16 protein-coding genes and 1 pseudogene are annotated in these 17189 nt (G+C 66.9%); 7 read left to right on the top strand and 10 right to left on the bottom strand.

The window, feature by feature from the left end:
• Positions 1-4: 4 nt before the first annotated feature.
• Positions 5-802, top strand: a complete 798-nt coding sequence (locus tag AB8M46_RS32335) for a DUF1684 domain-containing protein (protein ID WP_394362679.1) — start codon at positions 5-7, stop codon at positions 800-802.
• Here the strand turns inward: AB8M46_RS32335 and AB8M46_RS32340 are convergent.
• From AB8M46_RS32340 to AB8M46_RS32375, 8 genes and pseudogenes are all read right to left on the bottom strand, one after another.
• Complete coding sequence (locus AB8M46_RS32340) at positions 784-1779, bottom strand: BtrH N-terminal domain-containing protein (RefSeq protein WP_394362680.1); 996 nt, start codon at positions 1777-1779, stop codon at positions 784-786. The genes AB8M46_RS32335 and AB8M46_RS32340 overlap by 19 nt on opposite strands.
• Complete coding sequence (locus AB8M46_RS32345; protein ID WP_394362681.1) at positions 1776-2579, bottom strand: MerR family transcriptional regulator; 804 nt, start codon at positions 2577-2579, stop codon at positions 1776-1778. Before AB8M46_RS32345 ends, AB8M46_RS32340 begins: the two co-directional genes overlap by 4 nt.
• 46 nt (positions 2580-2625) lie before the next feature.
• A pseudogene (locus tag AB8M46_RS32350) lies at positions 2626-5525 on the bottom strand (alpha-L-fucosidase).
• A gap of 155 nt (positions 5526-5680) precedes the next feature.
• Positions 5681-6367: a hypothetical protein gene (locus AB8M46_RS32355; protein ID WP_007028085.1), complete on the bottom strand. Its 687-nt coding sequence runs from the start codon at positions 6365-6367 to the stop codon at positions 5681-5683.
• Positions 6368-6404: 37 nt separating this feature from the next.
• Complete coding sequence (locus tag AB8M46_RS32360; RefSeq protein ID WP_037345557.1) at positions 6405-7130, bottom strand: HEAT repeat domain-containing protein; 726 nt, start codon at positions 7128-7130, stop codon at positions 6405-6407.
• A gap of 190 nt (positions 7131-7320) precedes the next feature.
• A complete protein-coding gene (locus tag AB8M46_RS32365; RefSeq protein WP_394362682.1) occupies positions 7321-7815 on the bottom strand; it encodes a hypothetical protein in 495 nt (164 codons plus the stop codon).
• Between the two features lie 79 nt (positions 7816-7894).
• The gene (locus tag AB8M46_RS32370) at positions 7895-8914 is read right to left on the bottom strand and encodes a DUF6734 family protein (protein ID WP_394362683.1); all 1020 of its coding nucleotides are present in this window, start codon (positions 8912-8914) and stop codon (positions 7895-7897) included.
• 32 nt (positions 8915-8946) lie between these two features.
• Positions 8947-9120 (bottom strand): hypothetical protein, encoded by a 174-nt coding sequence (locus tag AB8M46_RS32375; RefSeq protein WP_199755044.1) that lies wholly within the window; start codon positions 9118-9120, stop codon positions 8947-8949.
• Between the two features lie 176 nt (positions 9121-9296).
• Here AB8M46_RS32375 and AB8M46_RS32380 point away from each other — a divergent pair, with 176 nt between their 5' ends.
• From AB8M46_RS32380 to AB8M46_RS32395, 4 genes are all read left to right on the top strand, one after another.
• Complete coding sequence (locus tag AB8M46_RS32380; protein ID WP_394362684.1) at positions 9297-10490, top strand: hypothetical protein; 1194 nt, start codon at positions 9297-9299, stop codon at positions 10488-10490.
• 251 nt (positions 10491-10741) lie between these two features.
• Positions 10742-11089, top strand: coding sequence for a hypothetical protein (locus tag AB8M46_RS32385; protein WP_394362685.1), 348 nt, complete (start codon positions 10742-10744; stop codon positions 11087-11089).
• A 33-nt stretch (positions 11090-11122) separates the two neighbouring features.
• The gene (locus AB8M46_RS32390) at positions 11123-11401 is read left to right on the top strand and encodes a type II toxin-antitoxin system Phd/YefM family antitoxin (protein WP_038511408.1); all 279 of its coding nucleotides are present in this window, start codon (positions 11123-11125) and stop codon (positions 11399-11401) included.
• Positions 11402-11417: 16 nt separating this feature from the next.
• Positions 11418-11798 carry a type II toxin-antitoxin system VapC family toxin gene (locus AB8M46_RS32395; RefSeq protein WP_394362686.1) on the top strand — a complete coding sequence of 127 codons (381 nt, stop codon included), beginning with the start codon at positions 11418-11420 and terminating at the stop codon, positions 11796-11798.
• A 51-nt stretch (positions 11799-11849) separates the two neighbouring features.
• On the opposite strand, the gene AB8M46_RS32400 is transcribed toward AB8M46_RS32395, so the two are convergent.
• Both AB8M46_RS32400 and AB8M46_RS32405 read right to left on the bottom strand, forming a co-directional pair.
• Entirely contained in the window at positions 11850-12089 is a 240-nt protein-coding gene (locus AB8M46_RS32400) for a DUF3892 domain-containing protein (protein ID WP_394362687.1), read from the bottom strand.
• A gap of 148 nt (positions 12090-12237) precedes the next feature.
• Positions 12238-12915 carry an MBL fold metallo-hydrolase gene (locus tag AB8M46_RS32405; protein WP_360087676.1) on the bottom strand — a complete coding sequence of 226 codons (678 nt, stop codon included), beginning with the start codon at positions 12913-12915 and terminating at the stop codon, positions 12238-12240.
• A gap of 107 nt (positions 12916-13022) precedes the next feature.
• Here AB8M46_RS32405 and AB8M46_RS32410 point away from each other — a divergent pair, with 107 nt between their 5' ends.
• Both AB8M46_RS32410 and uvrA read left to right on the top strand, forming a co-directional pair.
• Positions 13023-14246, top strand: a complete 1224-nt coding sequence (locus tag AB8M46_RS32410; RefSeq protein ID WP_394362688.1) for an acyltransferase family protein — start codon at positions 13023-13025, stop codon at positions 14244-14246.
• Positions 14247-14323: 77 nt separating this feature from the next.
• The gene (uvrA, locus tag AB8M46_RS32415) at positions 14324-17179 is read left to right on the top strand and encodes an excinuclease ABC subunit UvrA (RefSeq protein WP_394362689.1); all 2856 of its coding nucleotides are present in this window, start codon (positions 14324-14326) and stop codon (positions 17177-17179) included.
• Positions 17180-17189 lie beyond the last annotated feature (10 nt).

A 17189-nucleotide genomic window follows, 5' to 3' on the forward strand; every position in this document is an offset into this window, starting at 1 on the left:
GGCGATGAGCACAAGCTTGGACACGTTCACGCGGGACTGGCAGAGCTGGAAGACCCAGCGCGAGCGCGATCTCGCCGATCCGCTCGGCTGGCTCGCCCTGGTCTCGCTCGACTGGCTGGAGGACAAGCCGCGCGCGTACGAGGGGCTGCCCGGGTTGTGGTGGCAGGACGCCGACGCCGCGTACCTCGACCCGCAGGGCGCGGGCCTCTCGCACGACGGCGAACGCGTCACCGGTGTTCGTCGCTTCGAGCTGGTCAACAGCGGCGCGACCACCCGGGTCGTCGCCGGCGACATCGAGATCGAAGTGGCGCGTCGTGGCGGGTATCTGATCCGGACGCACGACCCGAAGGCACCGGTGCTCAACGCTTTCCGCGGTGTCCCGGCGTACGAGCCCGACGAGTCCTGGGTGCTCTCCGGAACCTTCGAGCCCTTCGACGAACCGCGGCCGACGACGGTCGGAGCGGTCGTCGAAGGGCTCAGTCACGTCTACGTCTCCCCGGGCATCGTGCGTTTCGAGCACGACGGCGCGGAGCACACGCTCACCGCGTTCAACGGCAAGAAGGACGGCCTGCTCATCCTGTTCACCGACGCCACGAGCGGCGTCACCACCTACGCGGCGAACCGGTCGCTCGCGGTCCCCGGGCCCGCCGAGGACGGATCGGTCGTCCTCGATTTCACCCGAGCGACGAATCTGCCCTGCGCGTTCACGGATTTCGCCACGTGCCCGTTGCCGCCGGCGGGCAACGATCTGCCGTTCGCGGTGGAAGCGGGGGAGAAGCTGCCCTACGAACGCTCACACTGAACCGTCGCGAGCGCCGTCATCGCCTCCTGTTCGCGCTGAGCCAGCTCGGACAGGACGGCGGACGCCTCGTCGAGCGGTCGGGCGTCGCCGGTTTCCCCTGCCTGTGTGCACAAGCGCGCGACTTCGGTCCACAGTGGAACGATCTCGCGGTACTTCTCATACGCGCTGAGGAGACCGGCGTCGTCGACGAGGGTCGTGCACTCTTCGAGGAAGTCGCGGTAGATCCGGCGGAAGAGCGCGCCGCCGGTGCCCGCCCGCTCCATCAGGACCGCGGCCTGCGGCAGGTCGCGGGCCGGATCGTCGCTGCGGTCCAGCCATTTCCGCACCTGGACGGCGGCCTTGCCGATGCCGCGATACCCGAGGTTCGCGATGGGCGGGTTGAGGAATTCCGCCGCGTTCGCCCGCACCGCGGCCCGGATCGCATCCGGAAGTGGCCTGACAGGCGCATCGGCGGCGATGGTGAACGAACGATTCTTCGCGGTCATCGGGCCCTTCTCCGCGCGAGCGCGTTCCAGGCTCTCCAAGGATGTCGACACCGATCCACCCTGCTGTGCCGTGTCGACGACGAAGGCTCGCTCGTCGTCATAGCCGTACAAGGCGACGAAGTGCCCTCCGAAGTGGACCTTCGAGGTGAAGTACTCCAAGTGGTACGAGTCGAGCTGCAGGCCGACAGGCACCCCGCCGTCGATCTCTTCGACCACGTTCCGCCACGCCGTGCGCACCGACGACGTTTCCTTGACCCGCAAGGCCAGTCCGAGCCGGTCGGTCAGCCTCCGGGTGATCTCGGCGGGTTTGGCACGCCCGCCGAGGAAGGGGAACGGCAGGTTCTTCCCGTCCCAATAGATGAACCCCAGGCCTTCGCCGAGTCCGAACAGCATCGGCTCGGACAGTTCGATCCCGGCGTGCCGCAGGAGGACGTCGAGTGTGCTGGTCTCGCAGTGCTCCCCGCCCGTGGTCTTGATTCCGTCGAGGATCACGAGGCCACCGGCCAGGCGATTTCGGTGCGGTACGCCTCGGGCGCGACCGACGGTCCGGGTGCCACCAGGTACAACTCCTCGGCGGGCCCCGCGGGGACGCGGTCGCGTTCGGCGATCCAGCGGCCGAGTGATCGGTATGCGGTCTCGACGTCTTCGTAACGACCCTCGTGAATCGTCGCCACGAGCAGGCCGCCGGGAAGCTCGGCGGCGCCGATGTCGCCGTCGTCCCGAACCGGCCCGTCCACGGGTACGAACAGTTCGATCGTCAACTCGTCGGGATCAGTAGCGAGGTAACGGGTTCCGGGCGGGCCGGACGGTCTGACCCCCTGAGCGTCGAGCGCCGCGAACAGCCGCGTGTACGCGGGGCCGATCAGCTCGGCCAGGCCGTTCAGCGGAGTCCGGATCGCCAGGCGGGCGATCTGCTGCGGTGCGCGCACGCGTTCGTAGACGTGCAACCACCGCGTCGGTTCGGCGAGCACGGAGTCGAGTTCGTCGCTGATCGCCGCGAGTTCCGCGGCCCGCGCCGCCACCCGGTCGTGATGCCGTTTGATCGCGGCCCGCACCTCGTGCGGGTCGCCCGCGTCCAGGATCTCGGCGATCTCGGCCAGCGGCACTTCCAGTTCCCGAAGCCGCCGGATCAGGCCCGCGCGGGCGAACTGGTCGAGCGAATACCGGCGGTACCCGGTGGCGGGATCGATGACGGCGGGCACCAGCAGCCCGATCCGGTCGTAGTTCCGCAGCGCGCGGACCGACAGCCTGGTGGCGTGCGCGAACACGCCGATCGGCATCAAGGTCGTCATGGGACCAGCCTGAACCCTCTCCCGGGGAGAGGGTCAAGCCGGTACCTCACCCCAGTGACAGCCGATCGAGATCCGGGGCGGACGCGTGGTCGTTGCCCAGTTCGATCGTATTCGCCCCCGCCTTCAGTTCGACCGGCAAAGACGTCGTGAGCTGGGTGTTGTTGCCGGCACCGTCGACCTTGACCTCGATCGGCGTGCCGCCGTTGACCGTGACGAAGTACGAGCGCGGCCCGTTGACGGTGAAGTCGAGGTAGAGGGTGTAGCGCCGGGTCTCGGGCACGGTGACGCCGTCGAAGCGCACGGACGAGGCCGGGTCGCCGCCGATGTTGCGCACCTTCTGACCACCGGAGCACACGCCGCAGTTCGTGACGCCCGCGTCGCCGACGTCGTTCGCCGAGTCCTCGGCCTCGCGCATGAAGACCCGGTCCGCCGGCCGTGGGCTCACCCGGACCGGTTTGCTCACTGTTTTCGCCCGTCCGAGCAGGTCGAACGACGCGGTGACCGGGATGTCGGCCGCGGTGACGCCTTCGGGCGAGACGAGCGTCCAGGAGGCTTGCAGTTCGTCGCCGACGCGCATGGACTCCGCCGTCGCCGGAGCGCCCCGCAAGGTCCAGCCCGCCGGGACGACCGGTGCCAGGGAGACCTTCCCGATCGCGTCGTCGGCGTCGAGCCGCAGCTTCGCGGTCACCTGCAAGGACTGCTGCCCTGGCGAGAGCCATTGGATGCCACCGGGTTCGACGGTCAGAGTCGTCTTCGGCGTGTAGGACGACGGCGGCAGGGGAGCGATCGCGATCCGGTCGAGGCCAGGTCCCGAGCGTGCGTTGCTGAACACCTTGACCGTGTTGGCGCCGGCGTTCAGCGCGACGGGGATCGCCGTCGACGCCACGACTCCCGGCGTTCCGGCGCCGATCGCGGTCTCGACGGGGGCACCGCCGTTGACGCTCACCGCCACGGATGTCGCGGGGCCGCCCGTGGTGTCGAGCTGAAGCCGGTGGGTTCCGGCTTCAGCGGCCATCACGTCCGGATAGGTGACCGAGCTGCGCGGGCCGCCGCCGAGGCCGGTGACCTGGAACGATCCGGAGCAGGACGAGCAGTGGCCCAGGTGGGCGCGGCCGTCGTGATCGTTGCGGAAGGCCTCGGCCTCCAGCGGAACCTGCGCGCCCGATGCCGAACTCGGGTAGCCGTACGCCACGTTGATCTCGTCGATGGCCAACTGCCGGTAGAACGGTTTCGCCTGCGGTCCCGACCAGGTGTTCAGCACCTCGAGTTTGATGAACCGGGTCTGCCGTTCGCCGAAGTCGATGAACTGCACGCCGCGGGCGCTCGGCATCGCGCCGGTGCGGACCGGCTCACCCCAGTTCCGCCCGTCGTCGCTGACGTAGAGGCGATAGTCCTGGATCCGGGCCGAGTCCTCCGGCCTGCCGAACGATTCGCGCGCGTGGGTCGGCGACATCTCGCGCTGATTCACCGCGAGGTAGGCCGCGGTCCGCCGCCTGCCGAGGTCCAAGGTCACCGAGACCGGCTGCTTGCCGTCGGCGTCCCAGTAGTTCTCGAAGTTCCCGTCGACGAGGTTCGACGCCGGATGCCCGGCGCGCGAGGACGAAGCGGTCGCCTTGATCGTGCGGGAGTCGTGGAAGTACCGCTGCCCGGCCGTCTCCACCTTGAACACCGTGTCGTAGGTGTCCCAGTCCTTGATGTCCACAATGGTCAGATAACCGCCGGATTGACTGAACCGCAGCTGCTTCCCGGTGCGCACGTCGGACACCCTGGTCACTTTGTAACCGTTGTCGCGCAGGCGGAGCAGGTCGGTGCGGGGCCGGGTGACGACGTGGAGGTACTGCGTTCCGGCGCCGGGCTCGACGGTGATCACACCGTGCGCGCCGTCGTTCCAGAACCCGGGTTGCATCCCGCCGTACATGTATCCGCCGCCCTCTTTGCCCTGCAGGGAGGACTTGATCGGCGGCACCCAGCTCGCCATGAAGTTGTTGTACGCCTCCTGCTGTGGCGGGAACTTCCCGTTCACCATCGGGTTTCGGCCATCAGCGACTTCATCGACGAACCCGCGTTGGTGATGTAGCGCCCGGTGGACAGCCGGAAGTCGACGGCCTGGTCGGTGCCGTCGTACCACCAGCCACCGTTGGTCGGCAGTTTGTAGTCGGCTTCGGTGAGCCTTGGCATCGGGGTGAACGCGGCCTGCGGATAGTCGTACGGCGGCGTGATGCCCGTCTTCTGTTCGTTGCTGACCGTGTCCATGATCGGGGTGTCCTCGTTGTTGTTGCTCAGCAACCAGGACGGGCGCTTCTCGCGGATCTGTTCGTAGAGCTTGTTCTTTTCCCAGTACTCGTTGTCGTTGTCGATCCAGAACCCGGCGAGGTCCGCGTAGCGGTCCATGACCTCGTGGAAGAGGTCGTAGCTGTACTCGCCGAAGCCCGGGCGGGTGGTGAGGTCGACCTGTTTGCCCTTGTAGGCGGAGTACGCGGCGGAATCCAGTGACTCGACACCGGTCTCCTTGTGCCACTGGGGATCGTCGGTCATGTAGAGGATCGTCCGGACGCCCTTCGCGTTGCCTGCCTTGACGAGTTCGCCGAGGAGGTCGCGACGGGTGGAGCAGCTGCCCGGGATCGCCGACGGCCATGGCCGCGCGTAGCCCAGCCTGCTGTGGAAGGTGGCCAGCACGATGTAGGAGGCGCCGAGTTTGCGGGCCTCGTCCACCCAGTAGTCGGCGCTCCAGCCGCCGTCGGTGACGGCGCGTTCCCAAGCGGCGCAGTCGGTCTGGCGTGGCGCGGTGAACATGCCCCAGTGGAGGAAGAGTCCGGCGGTGGCCTCGCGCAACCACTTCTGGCGGGGATGATGCACTTCCGCGCTCGCCGCGGTCGTGGTGAGCAGGCTCGCCAGCAGGGCGAGGACCAGGGCGAGCCAGGCGGTGCGGTGAACTCTCATGACCATCCGCTCTCATCCAGGGCATGGTTACCGAGAGATCCGATGATTGCGTCAGAAAACGCGGTGGTCAAGCCCCGATGAGCGGTACATTGGTGAAGTCATCAGAGGTATTTCACGAACAGGGCCCTCCCGCCTGCAGTACGAGAGGGCCCTGTCGGTACTCAGATGTTGAAGCCCGGATGGGTCGCGAAGGCGTTGTCGATCACGAGGTTCCCGCGCTGGCGGGCTCGTTCACGCAACGCCGACGTCGTGCGGGCGCCCTGGGCGTAGAACCACCACAGGTAGAGCGCGCCGTACATCCAGGCGCCCTCGTAACCCCAGGTGGAGTCGGCCCCGCTCTTGCCGGCGCCGAACACCGAACCCGCCGGGAAGTTCGCGTTGTGCGGCTTCCCGCCCTGATGGCGCGATTCGTGGATCAGCGTCTCGGCGCGGCCGGGAACGTCCTTGGAGTACCAGAAACCCAGGTACAACTCGATCCGGTCGTCGACGAACGCCCCTTTGAACGAGCGTGCGATGGCGCTGCCGTCGCCGCAAAGCGAGCGGAGGTCGTCGCAGTTGTCGCGGACGTAGCGGCGTGCCCAGTTCAGCATCGCGCCGGAATAGGCGTCGTTCTGGTAGTCCTGTGCCGAATAGGTCAGGAGGTAGCACGCGTTGAACGTCCGGGCCAGCGGCTTGTCGGTGTTGCACGCGTCTTCCCAGCCGAAGCCGTCATCCCAGTAGTCCTTGTTGCCCGCGAAACCGTAGGTGTTCCAGAAATAGTCGATGTAGGTCTGATTGCAGATCGAGGCACCGTAGAAATTGTCCCCGGTCACGTTCTTGTCAGGCACGGTGTAGCTGCAAGTGGCCATCGGAGATCACCTGTCTGTAGAAGGAATTCGTTCTTGTTCAGGAGCGCGGCGGCTCGGGCGGTGGCACGTCGTCGGTCCGCGAGTCCTTCACGTACCGGCCGCCGACGGCCTGCGGGACACCGCGGACGTCGACCCGCCGGATGTTCAGCAGCCGCTCGTCCTCGGTGCCGCTGAGCTCCTCGCGCACCCGCGCGGTGAGTTCGGTGTCCCCGGTCTCGGCGATGGCCTGGACCGCCGCGCGCCGCACCGTGAACACCTCGTGCCGGACCTGCCGCAGCAGCAGCTCCTTCGCCGCGCTGTCCCCGGCGGATGCCAAGCGCGCCAACGCTTCCACGGCGGTGGTGCGGATGATCACCTCTTCGCCGACCGTGCTGATCCCGTGTGCGGGGTCGTCGGAACGCTCCGGCGGGATCGGCTGGCGCAGCACGTTTTCGAGCGCCGGGACGGCGGCGGCGTGCCGGAGATCGGTGAGCAACTGGACCAGGCCCCACCGCTCGAGGTACTGCTCCTCGGACAGGGCGTCGTACTGCGCGCCGAGCGCCGGGACGACGTCGTCCGCCCGCTCGCGAAGCCGGTCGAGGCTTCGCTGGTAATTGCGCTCGGCGTCTTCGCCGGACGCGGCCATGGTTTCGGCGGCCTGGGTGACCAGTTCGCCGATTTCGCTGTTCGAGAAGCTTCCCAGGCCCGAACTGCCAGGGCCCGCTTCGAGGTTGTCGCCACCCGGGCCCAAGGACGGGGTGTCGGGATTGCGTGGGGTCGGCATGAGGTTCTCCTTCGCAGCGGCGGTGATGCTGACGGAAGGAAGGAACGCGATCCCCGGCGGCAGATACCTGGATTTCCGAAAAATCGCCCGATGGGGCAGATCGGGATTTTCACCGCAGGAATCCGAAAAGGATTTTGCTCACCAAAAATGCGGCGGACGGCGAAAAGCCTTCACGGATTCCCGCTCGTGGTCAATGACGGACGTCGATGACGACCCGGTTCGGAGAGGTCAGCGTGAACACGGTGACCGCGGTCCTCGACCGGACACCGAGACCGATGGACAAGGTGCCTTCGTAGTCGCCGGTGACCGCGACCGCCATGACGTTGCGCAGATTCCGGGTCCTGAATTTCTGCGGACCGGGATAGGTGGGATTCCCGGCGTCGTCGTGCGCGGCGGCCGGGGTCGCGGTGACCGCGATGAAGAATTCCCCGGTCAGCCAGACGATCTCGCCCGAGCCGTCGGCGATCAACTCGTCGACGAGGTCGTAGCGGACGGCGGGTGCCGGGCCTGCGGTCAGGTCGAGCACGATCCGGTCGAACCCGGTGTTCTGGCCGGTGCGGATCCCCGTCATCGTGGGGATCGCCTGGGCCGCGACGGAAGCGGGCGCGGCCGCGGCGATGGTGCCGGTCAGCATGAGGGAGGTGGCGGCGAGCGCTCCGAGCGCGCGCCGGAGGTTGATGGCCATGGCGATGACCTCCTGCCGGAGAGCTGATTTCGAAAAGACGCCTGGATCGCCGGGTCGGTTGGCATTCTTGGCCTTATCGTTACTGATCGCCGTATAGTCGTCGAGCGATCTCGAAGTCGGCGGGGAAATGGTTTTTCACTCGCTCCGCGAGTAGGTTGAGATAACGGAGATCGCTTTTCGCGGAGGCGATGAGATGCGTGAATCTCCGATCGTCCTCTCGATAGCAGTCCTCCTGAGAACCGAAGACGCACTGCACGTCGGTGGTGCGCCCGCCCCAGCACAGCGCGCCGAGAAGGTACTGCTCGACAACGAGGTTGAAGTCCTCGAGCGGTGCGAGCCGTTGCCAGGCCGCCTGATTCTCGGCCGACTCCACCATGCGGACGGCGAGGTCGGCGTAGCGGCGGAGAAGGGGAACCGCCGTGCCGCCGACGATTCCGGTGCACAGCGCGGCTTCCCCGGTGTAGTCGCGGAATTCCTCCGGCAGGAAGCCGCCGGTGCTCCGGATTGCCGCGGCGACGGCCGACGGCCGGTAGTAGCCGGCATCGGAAGCCGGTGCGTGCTCGGGATTCTGCGCGACGATCTCCCCGTCGAGCCCGTCCGCGGGGAAACCCGGCCAGAGGAACACGTCGTTGTCGATGTGCAGGAACGGTTCGCGCTGCTCCCGGTACGCGTGCAACTTCCCGAGCGCCCACCAGGACGGGTCCTGCCCGGCGAGTCCGTTCAACGACAGGGAAACGTCGTCGAAGGGCAGCCGCAGCCGGGTGACGAGCAGTTCGTATCCCCGGTCGTCGGTCACCAACGCGGTCGTGGGGAAGAGGCGGGACGCGAGGCGGAACGACAAGATCCAGGACAGCGCGTGGAAGAAGTCGCTGGGCCAATGCCTGCCGTGCCGGCGCCGGTACGGAGTACTCCAAAACGACCAGACCGCCCGGCGGATCGGGTGCGCGGCCTTGTCACCCGGACGGACCACGCGGACCGGTGGGGGACGCCAGCCCGGCTCGACGACCTCGCCGTATGCGGCGTTCCGGGGAATCCCGGGCGCGAGCAGACGGCCGCCGATGGCGACCGCTGTGCCGGAGTCGTATCCGTAGTACGGCATCGCGGAGTGGTTCGGGCCGGGGTGCTCGAACGTTACGGTCGGCGACGGAAACCGCTGAGGTAGAGCACGGCGACCACGGTTGTCGTGCCGAGAGTCGTCACGACAAAGGATCCGGTGACCAGATAGAGGCCGCCCACGCCGGTAAGTGAAGCTTTGATCAGCTTCACGATTACGTCGTGCTCGTTGTCAGAGGCTTTCTTGACCATTTGTCGAACCCTCCGCATGTGGTGTACTAGTACACCGTAGGGCGCGACGACCGGCGAAACCTTCGCCGGTTCTGATCTTTCACGGTCAGGAGGAGTTTCTTGTCGTCGAGGGTGGGCTCTCCGATCGTCGGCCGTTGTCCTGCCGCGTCGCGAATTGTCGATCATCGCCGTGATTCATGGAGGGCGTAGTGACAATCCAGCTGGAGGGCGAGTGTCTTGGCGGCACGAGTCCGGTCGCCGCGGTCGAGGCCGCGCTGCGCTGGCTCGCGGTCCGTAAGGACGGCCGACCGCTCAGATTCCTGCGGTACGCGATCGAAGACCCGGCGAGTGAGTCGGCCGCCGTCCTCGGTTGCCTGGTCCGGCCGACGGCGTCGATGACCACGGCTGCCCCGGAAGAGCGGGCACTCGCGGTCTGGGGACTGATCCTCGATGAGGTCGCGAGGATCGGGTCGGCCACCGAGTCCCGGCGCCGCAACACTTTGAGTGCCGCGTTCCGGATAGGGGAGCGTGAGTGGAAGTCGACGCTGGATGACCGCTTCGGTCAATTGAGGGACCTGCGCGGTGTCTTCGGGGATCCGCCGCCGACCACGACGACGCCGATGCACAAGGCCTGGCGGCGGGCAGTGAGCGACAAGCTCGCCCCTTGTCTGGCGACGAATCTCGCGGTACTCGCGGTCGATGGCGAAGCCTGGCGGCCTTATGTGGAGATCGCTCGGGCCGCCTCGTCGGAGCCTCGATCCGGTGGCAGGACGCCCTCGGGTGGAGCGCAGCCTGTATTCCTGGAACGCCTGCTGGTGGCCGTGGAAATGCGACGCCGGACGGCCCATCGCCGGTTGACGGTGAGAAACGTCGTCGCTCGTGAGGATGGAGTGGATGGCTATATGGCGCGGGCTCTGACGGGGTGGACCGGTGATCTGGCGTCCATTCCCGTCAAAGCGATCTTCGGTTGCCATGTCGAGACTTCACCGGGGGGCCAGCCGGGAGATCCGATGATCGTGGACCTTCGCTTTCCGAGACCACTGCGCAAAGGGGAGCGGCACGAGTTCATTTCGCTCGCTTGTGAAGAGGACCCGGACGAAGAGCGGTATTGGATCAATGTCGACGTCGACCATCATGGGATCGCGCCGGGCGTCGTCGATGAAGAGGGCAAGGTGACAGGAGGTCTGAGCATCAGCATCACGTTCGACGACTGCGTTCCGGAGGCCTGTTGGTGGTACGCGGAGCAGACCGACTACGAACGTCTGGTCCGGCCTCCCGTCGGTGATCGGCACCTGCTTGAGATTCGGCGAGGCGTCGTCGAGCACACGTTTCTGGAACCTTGTCACCCGCGGGAGGAATACGGCATCGCTTTCCGCTGGCCTCAGTCCTGAGCGAAGCGGGCCGCGAATCGACGAGGCCCGCTCCGGCCGCTGGTGGCTAATTGCCGGTGTTGCCGCCGCCGCTGCCCTTGCCGTCGTCGCCGTGGATCGTCATCGAAACCTCCTTGGTGCGTTGAGTACGCGGCGTAACTTATCGGCACTGTGGGTGACAGTTGGGGAAGGGGGCGCTCGGCGCGGAGATCCACTCCCACTAGAGTGGCGGTGGCTTTTCCCTGGAGCGCCTACGGTTCAGGGAGTCGAACATGTCCGATGAAGAGGATCTACAGCCTCTGCTCAAGTACGCCCGGGAAGGCTGCGTCGGCCTCTCGGTCGTGGTCGTCGTGGCAGAGATGAAGGCCGGCCGGGGCGCGACCTTCAGCGAGATGACCACGGCGCTGCTGTCCGTGGTCGGCGAGCTGATCGACCGCGGCGCGGTTCCCGGTGATCTGATCGACCGGGAACCCTCCTTCGTGGCCTGGTCGGGGTCGAAGAGCGAGATTCTCGGGCGGCTGGCCTGCGAGATCAAGACGTTGGGAGAGATACCGGCGACCGGGGAGGTCTGCTGGATCCACGACCCTGCCGCGAGCGAGTTCGACAGTAGCCACCTGTAGCTCAATGCGCTACAGGTGGCTACACTTGCTCTCATGAAGGTGATCACCCAGCGCGAGTTTCGCAACAACTCCGCTGCAGTCATGGATGCCGTCGAGGCCGGCGAGGTCTACCACGTCACTCGCAACGGTGTCGAAGTGGCTGAGCTACGGCCGATACCTCGTAGGCGGCGTCTGACCGCCGAGGAGCTCGTCCAGAAGCATCGAGGGTTGCCCAAGGTCGCGGCGGCCCAGATGCGACAAGAAGCTGACGAGTTCTTCGGTACCGAGGATCGCGTCGATTCCGGCGATGTGTGGGAGAGCGGTCGTGGTTGAGCGTCACGAGGCGGGTGTGCTCGACACCTGCACCTACATCGACCTCGGTCTCCTCGAGCCCTCGGCTTTGCCTCGTATGCCGGAACTCACGGCGATCACCATGGCCGAGCTTCATCAAGGGGTGGCGATGGCGAAGGATCCCGCGGTTCGCGCGGCGCGCACCGAGAAGCTCGGCGCTGCGATCGTCGACTTCACTCCGCTGCCGTTCGATGGCGATGCCGCTGCCCGTTATGGAACGCTGGTCGCGCTGGTTCTCGCGGCGAACCGGGATCCGAAGCCCCGGCGGATGGACCTGATGATCGCCGCCATCGCGTCCTCTCGGGAACTGCCGCTCTACACGCGTAACGAGGACGACTTCAAGGGGTTGGACAACCTGGTCGAGGTCGTTGCCATCTGAACTGCGCTCAGGCCCATCCGTCGATGGATTGTCCGCGTAAGAGTTGATGAGCTACTTCCAGCGGCAGATTCTCAGGTTGTCCAAGTTGTTCGCCGTAGTCGAGTCCGCACTTGATCTCAGTGTGCCAGCACCGCATCCACAGTTCCATTTATGAACGTTGACTCGTTGCCCTGCGCCGTAGGTGTGGAACGTGTTTCCGCTGTCCATGAGGTCGTATACCTGCTGAACGGTGTAGCGTTGGCTTGCGGAGTTTGTATCCGTACCTGTTCTGACTGCCGTGATAGGTCGCAAGCCAATGAGGCGACGTTACGGGCATGACAGAAAACCGTTTTGGGTGCGATTATCCAGGTGTGAACAGCTGGTCAACCCTCTCGGAGATGTCGAACTGGGTCGCCTGGTTTCTTGGGCGACCCAGTTCGCTCAGTGTGTCTCTTGAGTGTCACCAGCCGCGTTCGCGCCATTCGGCCAGCTGCCCCCGCTGCTCACCCAGCGTCGAGTCGTCCCCGTGCCCCGGGTAGAACCACGTCTCGTCCGGCAGCTCGCCGAAGATCCGCGTCTCGACGTCGTCCAGCAGCGACGTGAAATCCGAAGGCGAGCCCGTCTTCCCGACACCGCCGGGGAACAGCGAGTCGCCGGTGAACAGGTGCGGGTGTCCGTTCGGGTCGCGGTACAGCAGCGCGATGGAGCCGGGCGTGTGGCCGCGCAGGTGGATCACCTCAAGGGTGATCTGCCCGACCTTGATGGTGTCGCCGTGTTCGACGAGGAAGTCCGGCGGGATCGGCAGCGGTTCGGCGTCCAGCGGGTGGGCGGCGGTGTTCGAGCCGTTCGCGCCGGCGACGGCGCCGAGGGCCTGCCAGTGGTCCTGGTGCTGGTGGGTGGTCACGACGGTCCTCAGCGCGGGCCGGTCGGGGCCGTGGCCGATCAGGTCGGAGATCCGTTCCGGGTCGTTCGCCGCGTCGATCAGCAGCGCCTCGTTCTCGGCGCGGCAGACCAGGAGATACGCGTTGTTGTCCATCGGGCCGACCGACAGCTTCGTGATGGTGAGCGCGTCCAGGGTGCGACGGGCGGCGTCGCCGCCGGGGTCGACGTGCCCGGTGTAGGTCTCGACGATGTTCACACCGCACACGGTAGTCGTTCGCCTGCAATCGGTTCCACCCGCACAGGCGGCGCACAGGCGCACGACGTAGGCTCGCGTCGCCCCGCCATCCGAACCACAGGACGCTCGTGCCCGACGCCTCGCCGCGCGCCCCGCGCAAGATCAGCTGGGACGTCCTTCGCGTTGTCGCCGTCTTCGCGGTCATGCTCGGACACGTCACCCATCAGGGGGCGCTTCTGCATCCGGAACTGGTGGGTTACCCCTTTCGGGTAACGGCTCAGTTCGGTGCGGCCATCCTTCTGGTGATCTCCGCCTTCTTCGTGTGCGCGAGCCTGCGCAAGGGACGCCCTGGGCGGTGGCTGTGGAGCCGGGTCGCGCGGCTGGTGCCCGCGTACCTGGTGGCGGTCACCGTCACCTACGTCGTCGCCCGGTACGCGACGATCCGGTTCAGCGGCCTGCCGTTCCCGCCGGGCCTGACCGGATTCCTGTTCGGCGTTCCGCAGGGCCCGCCGACCGACCAGTCGCCCTGGTACATCCCCACCGGCGCCGATCTGCTCGGCAACCTGGGCATGGTCCAGGAATGGGGCTGGCGTTACGAGCTCTTCTACTACCTCGACGGGGCCTACTGGACGCTGCCGGTCCAGCTCATCGCGTTCAGCGCCGCGGCCCTGCTGTGGCCACGCCGGTGGCGTACGCACCGGCTCACGGTCGCGCTGCTCTGGGCGCTGATCCTGGTCCCGCTCTTCCTCCGGTTCGTCGTGTTCGACCCGGCTTCCACGCCGAAGCTCGTGGAGACCTTCTACTACGGCCTCGGCCTGCACCGCGTGCACGTCTTCGCCATCGGCATCGCGATCTGGCTGTGGGCGAAACGACGGCTGGCGCACTGGCATCTCGCGCTGTTCGTGCTCGCCGCCTGCGCCGCGCAGGACCTGCAGGTCTTCCCGTTCCACCAAGCCCTGCCGAACGATCCGGAGCGCTGGCCCTCGGCCATCGGGTTCGCGATCATGTTGCTGCTGGTGTGCCTGGCCGCGCGCGGGCCGGACTGGCGGTTCCCCGGGCTCGCCAGGATCGCCCCGGCTGTCACCTGGCTCGCGGGCATCTCGTATGGTCTTTATCTGGTGCACCAGGAACTCGGTTACATCCTGGCCCGTGCCCTGCTGAACGTCGGCGTCCCCGGCTGGCTGCGGCTCCCCATCGTGCTGGCCGCCGCCGTCCTCGGGGGCTGGGCGATCACCGCTGGCGTGGAACGGCCGGTCCACCGGTGGCTCACCGCTCGCCGGGATCGACGCGATAAGCCTGGAAAACCGCAGGTCAAGGACTCGGAACCAGTTTCTGTCGGTGGTGCCTCGTAGCATGGAAGCGGCCGCCCGTGCAGCTATCGACCGGGCCGGCGACCGCAGCTGAGAATGAAACCTGAAGGGACCCTGGCGTGGCTGATCGCCTCGTTGTTCGCGGCGCCCGCGAGCACAACCTCCGCGGTGTGGATCTCGACCTGCCCCGCGACAGCCTGATCGTGTTCACCGGTCTGTCCGGGTCCGGGAAGTCGAGTCTCGCCTTCGACACCATCTTCGCCGAAGGCCAGCGCCGCTACGTCGAGTCGCTGTCGGCGTACGCGCGCCAGTTCCTCGGCCAGATGGACAAGCCGGACGTCGACTTCATCGAGGGCCTGTCGCCCGCGGTGTCGATCGATCAGAAGTCCACCTCGCGCAACCCGCGTTCGACCGTCGGCACCATCACCGAGGTCTACGACTACCTGCGCCTGCTCTACGCCCGCGCCGGCAAGGCGCACTGCCCGCAGTGCGGCGAGGCGATCAGCAAGCAGACCCCGCAGCAGATCGTCGACCAGGTGCTCGCGATGGAGGAGGGCACCCGCTTCCAGGTGCTCGCGCCGGTCGTGCGCGGGCGCAAGGGGGAGTACCTCGACCTCTTCGAGAACCTGCAGCAGCAGGGCTACGCGCGCGTCGTGGTCGACGGGACGATCCACCCGCTCACCGAGCCGCCAAAGCTGAAGAAGCAGGAAAAGCACCAGATCGCCGTCATCATCGACAGGCTTTCGGTGAAGACGAGCTCGCGGCAGCGCCTCACCGACTCGGTCGAGACGGCGCTCCGGCTGGCCGACGGCCTGATCGAGCTGGAGTTCGTCGACCTGCCGGAGAACGACCCGCATCGCGTACGCGGTTTCTCCGAGAACCTGGCCTGCCCCAACGGCCACCCGCTGGCGATCGAAGACCTCGAGCCGCGGTCGTTCTCGTTCAACGCCCCGTACGGCGCCTGCCCCGACTGCACCGGTATCGGCGTCCGCAAGGAGGTCGACCCGGAGCTCGTGGTCCCGGACGACGAGCTGTCCCTCGGCGAGGGCGCCATCGCGCCGTGGGCGGGCGGCCAGAGCGCGGACTACTTCATCCGCCTGCTCGAATCGCTGTCCGAGACCATCGGCTTCCGGATGGACACGCCTTGGCGCAAGCTGCCCGCGAAGGTGCAGAAGGCCGTCCTGCACGGCGTCGACGAGCAGGTCCACGTCCGCTACAAGAACCGCTACGGCCGTCAGCGTTCGTACTACGCGAGCTTCGAGGGTGTCATCCCGTTCCTCGAGCGGCGCCAAGAGCAGACCGAGTCCGAGTACATGCGCGAGCGGTACGAGGGCTACATGCGCGAGGTGCCGTGCCCGGCCTGCCAGGGCACGCGGCTCAAGCCGGAGATCCTCGCCGTCACCCTGGAGCACAAGACCCAGGGCGACCGGTCGATCGCCGAGGTCTGCGCCCTCTCGATCGCCGAGGCGTCGCAGTTCCTGGACGAGCTGGAGCTCGGCAAACGCGAGCAGGTCATCGCCGGCGCGGTGCTCAAGGAGATCCAGGCGCGGCTGCGCTTCCTCCTCGACGTCGGCCTCAACTACCTCTCCCTCGACCGCGCCTCCGGGACGCTGTCCGGTGGCGAGGCGCAGCGCATCCGGCTCGCCACGCAGATCGGTTCCGGTCTGGTCGGCGTGCTGTACGTGCTGGACGAGCCGTCGATCGGGCTGCACCAGCGGGACAACCACCGCTTGATCGAGACGCTGGTCCGCCTGCGCGACCTGGGCAACACGCTGATCGTCGTCGAGCACGACGAGGACACCATCCGCTCCAGCGACTGGGTGGTCGACATCGGCCCCGGCGCCGGCGAGCACGGTGGCCACATCGTCCACAGTGGACCGTACAAGAAGATCCTGCGGAACAAGGAATCGATCACCGGCGCGTACCTTTCGGGCCGCACCAAGATCGAGGTCCCGGCCATCCGGCGCCCGATCGACAAGAAGCGTCAGCTGACCGTCGTCGGCGCGCGCGAGCACAACCTGCGCGGGCTCGACGTGTCGTTCCCGCTCGGCTGCCTCGTGTCGGTCACCGGTGTCTCGGGTTCCGGGAAGTCCACGCTGGTCAACGACATCCTCGCGACCGTGCTGGCGAACAAGCTCAACGGCGCGCGTCAGGTCCCCGGCCGGCACACCCGCGTGAACGGGCTGGCCAACGTGGACAAGCTGGTCCGCGTCGACCAGTCGCCGATCGGCCGCACCCCGCGGTCCAACCCGGCGACGTACACCGGCGTCTGGGACCACGTGCGCAAGCTGTTCGCCGCCACCACCGAGGCGAAGGTGCGCGGTTACCAGCAGGGCCGGTTCTCGTTCAACGTCAAGGGCGGCCGGTGCGAGGCCTGCGCCGGTGACGGCACGATCAAGATCGAGATGAACTTCCTGCCGGACGTCTACGTCCCGTGCGAGGTCTGCAAGGGCGACCGGTACAACCGCGAGACCCTCGAAGTGCACTACAAGGGCAAGACCGTCTCCGACGTGCTGAACATGCCGATCGAGGAGGCGGCCGAGTTCTTCGAGCCGATCAAGGCGATCCACCGGCACCTGGCCACCCTCGTCGACGTCGGTCTCGGCTACGTCCGGCTCGGGCAGCCCGCGCCGACCCTGTCCGGCGGTGAGGCGCAGCGCGTCAAGCTCGCCAGCGAGCTGCAGAAGCGGTCCACCGGCAAGACGGTCTACATCCTCGACGAGCCGACCACCGGTCTGCACTTCGAGGACATCAGCAAGCTGATCGGCGTGATCAACGGGCTGGTGGATAAGGGCAACACGGTGATCGTCATCGAGCACAACCTCGACGTCATCAAGACCTCGGACTGGATCATCGACATGGGTCCCGAGGGCGGTTCGGGCGGTGGCACCGTGATCGCGGAGGGCACGCCGGAGCACGTCGCTTCGGTTGAGGAGAGCTACACCGGTCAGTTCCTGAAGACCGTTCTCGCGTAGGGCTCGTGAG

The organism is Amycolatopsis sp. SB7-3 (assembly GCF_041021335.1).
Lineage (GTDB): Bacteria > Actinomycetota > Actinomycetes > Mycobacteriales > Pseudonocardiaceae > Amycolatopsis > Amycolatopsis japonica.